Here is a 13,210-nt window from a genome sequence, read left to right as displayed (position 1 = left end):
TTCTCGTCCGGAGATATCCCATGCGCAAGATTTCGCTACTGTGCCTGACCACGCTGGCGCTGCTGATGGCCGGCTGCACCTGGGGCATCAAGCTCAACGATGCCGGCCGCAAGGTCCGCACGGCCTGGATTCGCGATGTCTCGCAATGCAAGCAACTGGGCAAGATCACCGTGTCCGTGATGAACCGCGTCGGGCCGATCGACCGCAACGACATCAAGGTACGTGACGAACTGGAAGTGATGGCCCGCAACGAGGCCGCCACCATGGGTGCCGACACCGTCAAACCGCTGGGCGAACCCAGTAATGGCGAACAAACCTGGGGCGCGTACCAGTGCGGCAGCAGCCAGCCCGCCAGCGCAGCGACCGCAGCCAGCTCGGCCATCAATCAGGCCGCGCCGACAGGAACCGCAAAAACGTATCCGGTAAAGGCGGGGGGCGTTTGAACCCCGTGCTCAGGCATCCAGGTCCGGAATCATGCGGCTCTCCAACCGCGTGATGGCATCCTTGAGTTGCAGCTTGCGTTTTTTCAGGCGGCCCAGGCGCAGCTGATCGCAGGCCGGATCCTCGACCAGGCGCGCGATGGCATCGTCCAGATCCCGGTGTTCCACACGCAGGGAGTCCAGATGACGGGCAATTTCTACCGGATCATGCGATTGCACGACAGATGTTCCATGGCGGAAAGCTCAAGTGTAGCGCCGTCGGGCCGCTACAATGCATCGTCATGAATGCTCAGGAACATGTCATCCCCACCGCATCCATCGGCCGCACCAGCCCCGCTGGCGAACCGCTGGAAAAGAAGCTGCGCCGCCAGACCGGCAGGGCCATCGCCGACTTCAACATGATCGAGGACGGCGACCGGGTCATGATCTGCCTTTCCGGCGGCAAGGACTCCTACACCCTTCTGGACATGCTGTTGCAGCTCAAGGCACGCGCGCCGATACGCTTTGAGCTGGTGGCGGTGAATCTGGACCAGAAACAGCCCGGCTTTCCCGCCCATGTGCTGCCGAACTACCTGCGCCAGCGCGATATACCGTTGCACGTGCTGGAACAGGATACCTTCAGCGTGGTCAAGCGGGTGATCCCCGAGGGCAAGACCAGCTGCGGACTGTGCTCGCGTCTGCGCCGCGGCGCGCTGTACGCCTGGGCCGCTGAAAACGGCATCGACAAGATCGCGCTGGGTCACCACGCAGACGACATCGTCGCGACACTGTTCCTGAACCTGTTCTACCAGGCCAGTCTCAGGACCATGCCGCCCAAGCTGCGCTCGGACGACGGCCGCCACGTGGTCATCCGTCCGCTGGCCTACTGCCGTGAAAGCGACATTGCTGCATACGCCCGAACGCGGGATTTTCCGATCATTCCCTGCACCCTGTGCGGCAGTCAGCCGAACCTGCAACGGCAAGCGGTACAGGTCATGCTGGACGCCTGGGAACGCGAACAGCCCGGTCGTACCGGAAATATCATGCGCGCATTGGGTAACGTCAGCCCTTCCCACCTGGCCGACCCCGCGCTGTTCGACTTCGCTGGACTGCGTGCCGAACGGGCTTGAATCGCGAACCTCATATTCACGTCCGGCGACAGGTGAACGGGTATCATGAGCAACTCTGACGGCCCATCCATGCCGCGTTCGTCCACCGCCCAAGGCTTCGCATGTTTTTTCGCAATCTGACCCTGTTCCGTTTCTCCGAAAAGGTCGCCGCCGACCTCGATGCACTGGAATCCGCCCTCGACGGACATCGCCTGCGCCCCTGCGGCGCGATGGAGATGTCCACCCATGGTTTCGTACCGCCGCTGGGGCCTGATGCCGAAGCGCTCACGCACAGCGTGGGTCGCAGTCTGCTGGCTACCGTGGGCAGCGAGGACAAACTGCTGCCCGCCTCGGTGGTCAACGAGGAGCTGTCGCGCAAAGTGCGCAAGCTGGCCGAAGCCGAGGGTCGCCGTGTGGGCGGCCGCGAGCGCAAGCGACTGAAGCAGGAAACCCTGGATCAGCTGCTGCCGCGTGCCTTCTCGCGCCCCTCGCGCCAGCAGGTTTGGCTGGACCGCGACCAGGGCTGGGCGATCTTCGACACCGCCAGCCGCAAGGCCGCCGAACAGTCGCTGACCTCCCTGCGCGAGGCACTGGGAAGTTTTCCGGCCGTGCCGTTGGCGCCGGAACGTTCACCGCGCCAGATCATGACCGACTGGCTCACCAGCGGCGACCTGCCGGCCGGACTCAGCCTGTCCGACGAATGTGAACTGCGTGACCCGGCAAACGCTGGCGGCGCGGTGGTGCGCTGCCGTCACCAGGAACTTGAATCGGATGAGATCAGGGAGCATCTTCGCGGTGGCAAGCAAGTGTTCCAGCTGGGCCTGGAATTCGACCAGCGCATCGGTTTCGTGCTGGGCGAGGACCTGGTGGTGCGCAAGCTGAAATTCTTCGACGTGATCACCGACGAACTCGATCACGCCCAGGCCGATTCGGCCGCCGAGGAAATGGATGCCCGCTTTGCCCTGATGACCCTGGAGCTGCAGCGCCTGCTGGAAAAACTGGATGCTTGGTTTGGCCTTCCCCGCCCCGAAGGTGCCTGACGGAAGCAGTTAAACGATGGTTCGCGAACGCGTCACCAACAACTGGCTGGAACTGTCCACCACGAGTGGCGCCCGTATCCGGGTGCTGTGCGGCGTGCATCCGCGTGCCAAGCGGTTGCGCCTTACCGTGACCCCCCGGGGCGCGCGGGTAAGTTATCCGCGCGGCACCCATCCGGCTCAGATCTCGGCCTTCCTGTGCCAGCACGCGGACTGGCTCGAGCGCGAGCTCGGTACGCAGCGACAGACACGCAAGGATCACCCTCGGCTTTGCGTGGGTCGCGCCACCCGGATGCCCCTGCGCGGCGAGGAGGTGATCCTGGACTGGGGCGAGGGACCGTATCCGCGCGCGCAATTCCAGGACGACACCCTGACCCTGGTCCTGCCGCGCCTGCAGCCGCGTTTCCTGCCGGTGGCCCGCGGACTGTTGGCCGGCTTTCTCGAAGAGCGCATGCGACGCGACGTGGCACGCTGGATGGCGCGCTTCGTGCCCATGCTCGGCCTGGCACCAACCGCGCTTCGCATTCGACCGATGCAAAGCCAGTGGGGCAGCCTGGACACCCGCGACCGTATCAACCTCGACCTGTCCCTGGCACTGGCTCCTCCCGCCGCGCTTCGCTACGTGCTGGCGCACGAGCTTTGCCACCTGAAGGTCCGTGATCATTCCGCGCGTTTCTGGCGTCAGGTCGATCTCCTCGAGCCGCACTGGAAAATCCAGCGAGACTGGCTGCGCGAGAACGGTACGACACTGAAACTCGATATCGAACGGCTTGTGGCCGACATCGCCAACTGATCCGTTCCGGGCAGCGCTCTTTCACGATCAGGCACCAGGCCGTGACCGCGGGCGAATTGCCGGCATGCAGTTTCGCCTCCACAAAACTGCCGCTAGACTGGCCCGATTGTTCAGGGAAGCCACAATGACCTACATCGACACCGACGCCCGGTCCTCTCACCTGGACCGCCTGGAGGCGGAAAGCATTCACATCATGCGTGAGGTGGCCGCCGAATTCGCCAACCCGGTGATGCTGTATTCGGTCGGCAAAGACTCCTCGGTGTTGCTGCACCTGCTGCAGAAAGCCTTTTATCCGGCGCCGCCACCCATCCCACTGATGCACGTGGACACCACGTGGAAGTTCAAGGAAATGACTACCTTCCGCGACCGCCGCGCGAAGGAAACCGGCTGCAAGCTGATCGTGCACATCAACCAGGAAGGCGTGGCCCAGGGCGTGGGGCCGTTCACGCACGGCTCGGCAGTGCACACCGACATCATGAAGACCCAGTCGCTGAAGATGGCGCTGGACAAGTACCGCTTCGACGCCGCGATCGGCGGCGCGCGGCGCGACGAGGAAAAATCGCGCGCCAAGGAGCGCGTGTTCTCGTTCCGCAACGCGCAGCATCGCTGGGATCCGAAGAACCAGCGCCCGGAGCTGTGGAGCCTTTACAACGCGCGCATCAGGAAAGGCGAGAGCGTGCGCGCGTTCCCACTTTCCAATTGGACCGAGTTGGACATCTGGCTCTACATCTACCGCGAGAAGATACCGGTGCCTTCGCTGTACCTGGCCGCCAAACGTCCGGTGGTCGAACGCGACGGCACGCTGATCATGGTCGATGACGATCGCATGCCGCTGGAGGACGGTGAGCAGCCACAGATGCGCTCGGTGCGCTTCCGAACGCTGGGCTGCTACCCACTGACCGGCGCCATCGAGTCCGACGCCGACACGTTGCCCAAGGTGATCTCCGAAATGCTGGTGGCGACCACCTCCGAGCGCCAGGGTCGCGTGATTGACAGGGACGCCGGCGCGTCCATGGAGCAGAAGAAGCAGGAGGGCTATTTCTGATGGCTACCGATACCGCCACTGCCGCCATTGATGACTACCTTGCCCAGCACGAGTCCAAGGGGCTACTGCGCCTGATCACCTGCGGCAGCGTGGATGACGGCAAGAGCACCCTGCTGGGTCGCCTGCTGTATGACACCAAATTGCTCTTCGACGACCAGCTGGCGACGCTGGAAGGCGACAGTCAGCGCCACGGCACGCAGAACGGTGAGCTGGACTTCGCCCTGCTGGTCGATGGCCTGGCCGCCGAACGTGAGCAGGGCATCACCATCGACGTGGCCTACCGCTTTTTCGACACTGACCAGCGCAAGTTCATCGTCGCCGACTGCCCGGGCCATGAGCAGTACACCCGCAACATGGCGACCGGCGCTTCCACGGCCGAACTGGCGGTGGTGCTGATCGACGCACGCAGGGGCCTGCTCACGCAGACCCGTCGGCACAGCTACATCTGCGCCCTGCTGGGCATCCGCCACGTACTGCTGGCGGTGAACAAGATGGATCTGGTCGACTACGACGAAGACGTGTTCAGCGGGATTCTGGCGGATTACCGCAAGCTGGCCGACCAGCTGGGCATCGACCATGTCACAGCGATACCGGTATCGGCGCTGACCGGAGAGAACGTCAGCAGCCACTCAAAGGCGATGGCCTGGTACTCGGGCCCGAGCCTTCTCGAGCACCTGGAGTCGGTCCAGATCGAACGCGCCGAAAACGCACTGGGCTTTCGCATGCCGGTGCAGTGGGTGTGTCGCCCGGACCAGAATTTTCGCGGGTACGCCGGCAAGGTGGCCGCGGGCAGCATTCGCACCGGCGACGAAGTGGTGGCGCTGCCCGGTGGCACGCGCTCGCGCATCGCGCGCATCGTCACCGCCGATGGTGACCTGGATGTGGCGCGCAGCGGCGACGCCATCACGGTGACACTGGACGACGAGCGCGATATCAGCCGCGGCGACATCATCGCCGCAACCGCCTCGCCGCCGCAGGTCGCCGACCAGTTTGCCGCACACCTTTTGTGGATGGACGACAAGGCGCTGCTGCCGGGCCGCCCGTATTGGCTGAAGATCGGCACGCGTACGGTCAGTGCGCAGGTGACCGAGATCAAGCACAAGATCGACGTCAATACGCAGGATGAGCTGGCGGCCAAGCGGCTGGAGCTCAACGAGGTCGGCGTGGCAAACATCAGTCTCGATCACGCCATCGCCTTCGAGGTCTACACCGACTGCCCCGAGCTGGGCGGCTTCATCCTGATTGACCGCCAGACGAACGCCACCGTGGCGGCCGGCGCGCTGGACTTTGCCCTGCGCCGCGCCGACAACATCCACTGGCAGCACACCGAGGTGGACCGCAGCGCTCGCGCGCGTATCAAGGGCCAGGATCCGGCCTGCCTGTGGTTCACCGGCCTGTCCGGCTCGGGCAAGTCGACGGTGGCCAACCTGGTCGAGAAGCGCCTGCACGCGATGGGGTATCACACCACCATGCTGGATGGCGACAACGTGCGCCATGGCCTCAACCGCGACCTGGGCTTCACCGACGAGGATCGCGTCGAGAACATCCGTCGCGTGGCCGAAGTGGCCAAACTGATGACCGATGCCGGCCTGATCGTACTGGTCAGCTTCATCAGCCCGTTCCGTGACGAACGGCGGATGGCGCGCGAGCTGTTCCCGCAAGGCCACTTCCACGAAGTCTTCGTCGACACGCCGCTGGCCATCTGCGAGCAACGGGACCCCAAGGGTCTGTATGCCAAGGCCCGTGCCGGCGAACTGCACAACTTCACCGGCATCGATTCGCCGTATGAAACGCCGGAGCATCCGGAAGTGCACCTGCATGCGGGCGAAACGCCACCCGACGTGCTGGCCCAGCGCGTGATCGATGACCTGATCGGAAGCGCGTGACGATGGCACGGGGGCACTATGCTCCCGTGCGTGCGGCCCACTCAGTGGGCGATGGCGAATCCGGACAGGATGCGCGCCGTTTCCTCGGGCTTCTCCTGTTCCGGCACATGGCCGCACTTGTTGAGCACGCTGGCGCTGATGCTCGGTGCGTGGGTGAGGCCATCGCGCAGGGTATTCAACGCCGAGATATCGATGACCTTGTCGTCGCGGCACCAAATCCCCAGGACCGGCATGCTGAGCTTGTCGAGGCGATTGTCGAGAATGGTGTACTGCGAAGGCTTGAGCAGTTCCTTGTAGACCTTGTCCAGGAAGCTTGCGTTGTGCCGTTCCCGCGCAACGATGACATCCATGAAACGCCCGGGGATCTTCGGCGGTTGCCCGTAGACCAGTCGCAGCACGCGCTCCAGACCTGCCCGGTCGTGGAATGTCAATGGATTGTTCCCCGACAGCGCCTCGCGCGCGAAGTCGTTCTTCACGAATTTCAGCCCGAAACTGTCCATCAACACCAGGCCCGACACGCTGTCGGGATGCTCGCTGGCGTAGGTGCCGGCGATGGCTCCGCCCATTGAGTGCCCGACCAGCACGAACGGTTTCAGCTCAAGTGTGTGCACGAACCCATACAGGCGCTTGGCCTGATGGCTGATGTCATAGTTGTCAGCGGGGTTGCGCGTGGAATCGCCCCAGCCTGGGAGGTCCGGGATGATCACGTGGAAGTGGTCGGTCAGGAAAGGCGCAACCTTCAGCCAGTCTGACCGTCCAACTCCATAGCCGTGCAGCAGCAGCATGGTCGGTCCCGAACCGCCCTCGTAATAGGTCCAGTCGGTGTCGCCAACCTTGAGATGATGGCTATCGAGCCCGGCGCGCTCTGCCTGCCGCCAGGTGTTGAGCTGCATCAGCCACTGTGGTGCAAACAGATAGGTTCCACCCCCGAACACCACCACCAGCCCGACCAGCACCAAAAGCATTTTCAACCTGCGCAGCAGAAGGCGTTTCCACAGGGGACGGTCGGCAGTGCTGGATGAAATCATGGAATTGGGCTCGTGGACCTTTGCGGCCTGGATTGCGTTTCGGGTACAGAAATTCCTCTGGCCGACAAGTATCCCATCGGTTCCGGGGCGACTGCGTGTGGCGAAGGTCAGGGCATACCCGACCTTTGCCGGCTACAGCTTGTAACCGCGGTGAATGGCGACGATGCCACCGGTCAGGTTGCGTACCTCGACATGACCGAAACCTGCCGTCTCGAGCATGCTCTTGAGGGTGTCCTGGTCGGGGTGCTTGCGGATCGACTCGGCCAGGTACTGGTAGCTGTCTGCATCGTGTGCAAACAGGCGACCCAGTCGCGGAAGCACCTTGAAGGAGTGGAAATCGTAGAGCTTGCCGAAGGTCGCGTTGCGCACCCTGGAGAACTCCAGCACCAGAAGTCGGCCGCCAGGCTTGAGCACTCGGCACATCTCGGCCAGGGCCTTGTCCTTGTCGGTCACGTTGCGCAGGCCGAAAGCGATGGTCACCGCGTCGAAGCTGGCATCCGGGAACGGCAGCGCCTCAGCGTTCATCTGCACCCAGCGCAGCCCCTTGACCAGCCCACGGTCGGTAAGCCGGTCGCGGCCCACACCCAGCATGGCCGCGTTGATGTCGCCCACCACCACTTCGCCCTCGGGCCCGATGACGGGTTTGAGCAATGCGGCGATATCGCCGGTGCCGCCGGCCAGATCAAGCACGCGGTCGCCCTTGCGCACGCCACTGATGGTGATGAAGTGGCGCTTCCACAAGCGGTGAATACCGAACGACATCAGGTCGTTCATCAGGTCGTAATTGCGCGCGACCGAGGTGAAGACCTGGCCGACCAGCTTCTGCTTTTCCCCGACGGGAACGTCACGAAAGCCGAAATGGGTGGTCTTGGTGGACTGATCGTTCATGCCGCGCATGCTACACGATGCGCGGCATGAGCAGAATCAAACGCTACCGGGGGCAGCGCCGAAATCGCGATCACGGTTTGCTCGTCACACTTGTGGATCGTGCCGGACTTCATCATGAAATCGACGTGCTGGACCCGGACAATGTCCGCCAGTGGATCTCCCTTGACCTCGGCGAGGGCGCCTACATGGGGCAGGCCGGCAGGCCGCCGCTGGTTGCCAGCCGGCCGCCCCCACGCGTGCCGCCGCGTTGTGTCACGAATGATTTTCCTGACCTGTCCCCCGACAATATCGGTCTGATCATGGACTATCGTTGCTGCACCGAAAAGCGCTGATCTGATCAGGTTTCCGGCGTCTCTGCGACGGGCTCGCCGTCGGTGCCGGACGTGATCTTGAGGATCGAGTGACGCACATCCCGGTTGAGCACCACACGCCCGTCGCGGACCACATCGGCCAGGGCCGGATCGAAATCAAGCTTGCCGTGCTCGTCCGTCCACAGCATCTTGCGCTCGCGCAGCTGCTGGATGAATCCACGAAACAGCGACTTGTCGAAAAACTCGGGCGCGGTCAACTCCTGCAGCAGGCCCAGTCGCTGCGCCGTCAGCGTACAGGCCTTCTCCAACTCTGCGGGAGTCAATGCATGCGGTCCATTTTTCACCAGCGCGGCAATCGCGATGTAGTAGCGTTCAAACGCCTGCATCAGGCAGTTGGCAAAAACGCCCAGCTGGAACACGCTGTCGTCCCCACCCTGCCCGCGCTGAAGCAGGCGGCCACTGCCGCGCGCCTCGAGCAGGCCACGCGTGAGAAAGAAGTCGATGGTCGATGACAATTGTTCCCGGAATCCGTCCATGTCCCAGCGCAGAAACAGTTCATTCTTGATAAACGGATGGATCACCTGGCCCAGACGCAGCAATGAGGCGCGCGTCATGCGTTTGTTGTTGATGAAGCAGGTGGCCACCCAGGCGGCACAGACCACCAGATGCAGCACGTTGTTGCGGAAATAACTCAGCAACACCGCCTTTTCGTCGTCCACCGTCAGCACATCGCCCAACGGATGCTTGACGCGCTGGATCCAGTCCATGTTCTCGCCGTAGGCAATGATTTCTGCCGGCGTCGAGGTGGTCACCGTGATGCGTTTGGCATAGGGAAGCTCGGTAAGCAGCGCCAGACTCAATTCCAGTTGCGCCAGCAGGTCCGACTCGGCCATGGCGTGCTTGGGCGTGGACAGCAGCGCGAGGGCCAGCAGGTTGATCGGATTGACATCCGCACTGGCGTTGACGTTGATCTGGATCTGTTCGGCCAGCTGGTCGACGACGGCATTCATCCATTCCGGCTTGGCATCGGGATCGATCGGGCGTTCACGCCAGTCGGGACTGGCTGCGTCGAGCAACGGGCTCAATTCGATCGGCTCGCCAAAGTTCAGTGCGACGTGGCCATAGTGCTCGCGCAATACCTGACGGGCGCCGCGCAAGAGGTTCCACCAGGACTCCTTCGCCTTCGGCTTGCCCGAGAGTTCGCCGATGTAGGACCCGCCTTCCATCAAACGCTCGTATCCGATGTAGACCGGCTGGAACAGGACGGGCCGACGCGGTGCGCGCAGAAACGCACGTATGGTCATCGACAGCATGCCCGCACGTGGCGCCAGCAGTCGTCCGGTGCGCGAGCGACCGCCCTCGATGAAGTATTCGATGGGCACGCCACGATCCACCAGCTGCGACAGGTATTCCTTGAAGATCGTCGAATACAGCGCATTGCCACGGAAGCTGCGCCGCATGAAGAACGCGCCGCCGCGACGCAGGATGCTGCCCACGACCGGAAGGTTCAAGTTCACACCGGCGGCTATGTGGGGTATCACCACGCCGGACACATGCAGCTGATACGACATCAGCAGGTAGTCGGCATGACTGCGGTGCGTGGGTACATACACCACCTCGTATCCCGGCGCGGCGGCACGGGCCTCGTCGAAATGATGCATGGAAATGCCGTCGTAGAGCTTGTTCCAGAACCACGAAAGCAGGTTGGCGACCGAGCGCACCACGGGGTGCGAGTAATCGGCGGCGATTTCGCGCGCGAAACCGTAGGCACGGCGTTCGGCACGCCTTATCGAGATCTTGTCGCGCGCGGCTGTTGCGGTGATGGCCGAACGTACCGGCTCGGCCTGCAGCACGCTGTCCAGTACCGTGCGCCTGTGCGACAGGTCCGGACCGATCACGGCGGCGCGGATGCGGTTGAAGTGCATGCGCAATACGCGCCCCAGCTTGCGCGAAAGACGTGCGGGATCAGCCTCGCCGGGTTCCCCCTGGCGGGCATCGACGAGGGCCTGGCGCAGGCTGATCGGCGGGGCAAAATGGACCACCGTGTCGCGCCCGTTCAGCATGATCGCAAGCAGGCGCCGGAAACGGCCGACCACGACCCAGTTTTCCGAGAACAGCACCCGGAACCAGCCGCTGTCACGCGAGGGTGCGCGTCCCACATAGATGGATACAGGCACCAACTGCACATCGGCGTCGGGTGCCTGGCGCAAAGCCTCGAGCAATTGCAGCAGCGGCGCATGCGCCACGCGCCGGCGGCGGCCGAAGATCCAGCCATAACGGCGGCTCAGCGCGAACATCGCGCGGTGGCGACGCAGCGGCAGGTCGGTGATGGCCTGGTTGGGGTCGGGCAACCCCGCTTCGTGACATGCACGATCCAGGATCATCGCATCGGAAAGTCCGTGTCGCTCGATCACGTAACAGACCGGTACATCCGGCGCGACCAGTGCCGAGGGCTCGGACGGATCACGCTTGATCCGCACCCATGGTTCCAGCAGTCGCGCCAACAGGTTCAAGCGCCATGGCGCGCGCGAACGAACCGCATCCTGCCCGGTCATGTCGTCAGGGTTGTTCATGCCCATAGTCTACTTTGGATTGGCGGTCCAACAGGCCCCGTGTCCGGCGTGGGGCCTGTGTCCAGGCACTCAGTGGGCGCTACCGCTGATGGCGGGTGAGGCCGCACTGGCTGGGGCGGCGGCGCTGGCTGATGCAGCGGCGCTTGCCGCCTCGGCAGCATCGGTCTTGTACTTGTACCAGCGATCCATCAGGTCCTTGGCGTACCAACGATTGTCGAGCTTGACCATTTGCACATCCAGCGTCTGTGGCTTGCCCAGCAGGACGTAGTGCACCTGCACGGTTGCCTTGTACTGGTCGCTTACGATGGTTTTCGCGGTGACGGAATCCAGGGTCTTGTCGATCGACAACCCCCAGATGTCCAGCAACTGCTTGAATCCGTTCCAGACCACGCCGTATTTCTGCATCGCCTGCTTGTAGGTGAGGGCATTGACCTGCTGCAGCGTCTTGATGTCGAGCTTGCGGGCACTGCCAGTGATCACGGCGATCGCGTGCTTGACCTTGTCCGGATTGCCCCAGTCTGCCTGCTGCGCCCATTGGCCCAGCGCAGACACCAGATCGCCGGCCTGTTTCTTCTGGTCCGCGGTGAGCTGATCGGACTTGTTGATCTCGCTTCCCAGCATCAGCTGCACCACGCCGATGGTGACGGGGAGCTGCTGTTTGTATTTCTTGTCGAACTGATCCAGTTTCGGCTGCACTTGCGCCCACAGTTTCTTTTCAGCACCCGGTTCGGTGAACCGCTGCATGGTCGCGGCAAAGCGCTTGCGTTGGGCCTCGCTGGCCTGGTTCAGGTCGGTGTGGTGCGCATTCCACCTGGTCCGAACCTGTTGGTAGGCATCGGGAGGAAGTACATGCTGGAGCAGATCGTCCATCTGGCCGGACTTGAGCAACTGCACGGTGGTGAGCACCGCTTTGGCCGGTGTCTTGCTGCCGTTGCCGGACTGTTCGGAGGACTGCTTGCCGCAGGCTGGCAGCAGGGCGAACGCAGCGGCCAGCAGCAGCCAACGGGAACGGATCGGTTGCATGTGGTCAACTCCAGTACGGATCGGTAGGCCAGCGTAGAGGCCGGGCACGCGTCAGACAAGTGTGTTTCGGCACGTGCCGATTGTCGCTGTGGCATGGCTCATGAAAAAGCCCCGCGCCATTGCAGGCACGGGGCGATCCGGAAACAAGCCGGCAGGGAAATGGCCGGGCGTACGGCAGGTGAGGCCATGCGCGTCGGCGCGGTTGAGGATACGTAGCCGGAAAACTTCATGCAACACTTTAATTTAATGTGCACATGATTTTGTATTTAAACAATTAATTTGTGCGCAGTGAATCGATCTTCGCTTTCCTGCGCAGCGTGGCGGGCTGGCTCCAGTCATTGCCGAACAAGGCCGGCTCCCATGAGCCATATGTGGGATTGGGGAAGACGAACCAGCGATCACCAAACCAGGACATGTAGGGCTGCACGGCACTCCGGCGGCCCTTCGGGGTATTGCTCAATACAGTAAGAAAATCGCCGATCTGGTCGCCAAATTGCATCAAAACCCTGTATTTGCGTCCGATCAGCTCACGCCGGCAGGTCTTTTGCGTGCCGATCAGCTCACAGCCTTTCACGTAGGTGCCCAACCCCATGAACACATGCTGGTTCTGGATCGGAAAACCCAACTTGCGCAGGTTGTCCAGCGTGGCGGGACCCAGATCCTTGGCGCGGTTGGTCAGATAGAACACCGTGATCCCGTGACGTGCGGCGTAACGGGTGAAGGCCAGTGCACCAGGCAATGCACGCGCCTTTTCCTGTTTCACCCACATCGCCCATGTGGCCTCGTTGTAGCTCTGCCTGTGCTTGATCAGTCGCGCCTCGTAGGCAGAGTTGTCGAGCACGGTCTCGTCCACATCCAGGATGACCGCCGGCTTGAGTCCGGCCACCGGGCCGCTGCGCTCACCATGCGGCAGCGCATCCCATTTCGGGTCATGCAGGGCTTTCAGCAGTTTTTCCTGCGCGTTGCGATAGATTTCGCGGTAGACGAGGTCATGTTCGACGGCTTTCTGTACCCATACCGTCGCATTGAGGTTGTCATCAGCCGGCACGCCGGGTTTCGCGTGGCCCGCCGCAGCCGTTCTGGCTGCAGGGGCAGGGG

At 62.9% G+C, this 13,210-nt stretch carries 13 protein-coding genes; 7 read left to right on the top strand and 6 right to left on the bottom strand.

Annotated elements, in window-relative coordinates; translation table 11 throughout:
* On the top strand, window positions 1-443 hold a 443-nt coding region (locus PF446_RS12700), incomplete at its 5' end, for a DUF4156 domain-containing protein (protein WP_343224682.1).
* A 9-nt stretch (window positions 444-452) separates the two neighbouring features.
* On the opposite strand, the gene PF446_RS12695 is transcribed toward PF446_RS12700, so the two are convergent.
* Window positions 453-659 carry a DUF465 domain-containing protein gene (locus PF446_RS12695; protein ID WP_298072168.1) on the bottom strand — a complete coding sequence of 69 codons (207 nt, stop codon included), beginning with the start codon at window positions 657-659 and terminating at the stop codon, window positions 453-455.
* A gap of 62 nt (window positions 660-721) precedes the next feature.
* Here PF446_RS12695 and ttcA point away from each other — a divergent pair, with 62 nt between their 5' ends.
* The 5 genes from ttcA (at window position 722) to cysN (ending at window position 6,289) form a co-directional block, all read left to right on the top strand.
* Entirely contained in the window at window positions 722-1,549 is an 828-nt protein-coding gene (ttcA, locus tag PF446_RS12690; protein WP_298072166.1) for a tRNA 2-thiocytidine(32) synthetase TtcA, read from the top strand.
* Window positions 1,550-1,650: 101 nt separating this feature from the next.
* The gene (locus PF446_RS12685) at window positions 1,651-2,568 is read left to right on the top strand and encodes a recombination-associated protein RdgC (protein WP_298072164.1); all 918 of its coding nucleotides are present in this window, start codon (window positions 1,651-1,653) and stop codon (window positions 2,566-2,568) included.
* Between the two features lie 16 nt (window positions 2,569-2,584).
* Window positions 2,585-3,358, top strand: a complete 774-nt coding sequence (locus PF446_RS12680) for a SprT family zinc-dependent metalloprotease (protein ID WP_298072162.1) — start codon at window positions 2,585-2,587, stop codon at window positions 3,356-3,358.
* Between the two features lie 124 nt (window positions 3,359-3,482).
* A complete protein-coding gene (cysD, locus tag PF446_RS12675) occupies window positions 3,483-4,403 on the top strand; it encodes a sulfate adenylyltransferase subunit CysD (RefSeq protein WP_298072161.1) in 921 nt (306 codons plus the stop codon).
* On the top strand, window positions 4,403-6,289 hold the full coding sequence (gene cysN, locus PF446_RS12670) for a sulfate adenylyltransferase subunit CysN (RefSeq protein WP_298072159.1): 1,887 nt from the start codon (window positions 4,403-4,405) through the stop codon (window positions 6,287-6,289). The genes cysD and cysN overlap by 1 nt, the downstream gene beginning before the upstream one ends.
* 41 nt (window positions 6,290-6,330) lie before the next feature.
* Here the strand turns inward: cysN and PF446_RS12665 are convergent, their stop codons facing one another.
* On the bottom strand, window positions 6,331-7,317 hold the full coding sequence (locus PF446_RS12665) for an alpha/beta hydrolase (RefSeq protein WP_298072157.1): 987 nt from the start codon (window positions 7,315-7,317) through the stop codon (window positions 6,331-6,333).
* Between the two features lie 132 nt (window positions 7,318-7,449).
* Entirely contained in the window at window positions 7,450-8,205 is a 756-nt protein-coding gene (gene ubiE, locus PF446_RS12660) for a bifunctional demethylmenaquinone methyltransferase/2-methoxy-6-polyprenyl-1,4-benzoquinol methylase UbiE (RefSeq protein ID WP_298072155.1), read from the bottom strand.
* 17 nt (window positions 8,206-8,222) lie between these two features.
* Here ubiE and PF446_RS12655 point away from each other — a divergent pair, with 17 nt between their 5' ends.
* Entirely contained in the window at window positions 8,223-8,537 is a 315-nt protein-coding gene (locus tag PF446_RS12655) for a hypothetical protein (RefSeq protein ID WP_298072153.1), read from the top strand.
* A 5-nt stretch (window positions 8,538-8,542) separates the two neighbouring features.
* Here PF446_RS12655 and plsB read toward each other — a convergent pair whose 3' ends face one another.
* From plsB to PF446_RS12640, 3 genes are all read right to left on the bottom strand, one after another.
* Window positions 8,543-11,089 carry a glycerol-3-phosphate 1-O-acyltransferase PlsB gene (gene plsB / locus PF446_RS12650; RefSeq protein WP_298072151.1) on the bottom strand — a complete coding sequence of 849 codons (2,547 nt, stop codon included), beginning with the start codon at window positions 11,087-11,089 and terminating at the stop codon, window positions 8,543-8,545.
* Window positions 11,090-11,158: 69 nt separating this feature from the next.
* Window positions 11,159-12,112 (bottom strand): hypothetical protein, encoded by a 954-nt coding sequence (locus PF446_RS12645; protein WP_298072149.1) that lies wholly within the window; start codon window positions 12,110-12,112, stop codon window positions 11,159-11,161.
* Window positions 12,113-12,386: 274 nt separating this feature from the next.
* Window positions 12,387-13,210: HAD family acid phosphatase (locus PF446_RS12640; RefSeq protein ID WP_298072147.1), on the bottom strand; the 824-nt coding region annotated here is incomplete at its 5' end.

The organism is Oleiagrimonas sp. (genome assembly GCF_027858935.1).
Taxonomy (GTDB): Bacteria; Pseudomonadota; Gammaproteobacteria; order Xanthomonadales; family Rhodanobacteraceae; genus Oleiagrimonas.
The sequence above is the reverse complement of the archived record's forward strand: the minus strand, read 5'-3'. Positions and strand labels throughout refer to the sequence as shown.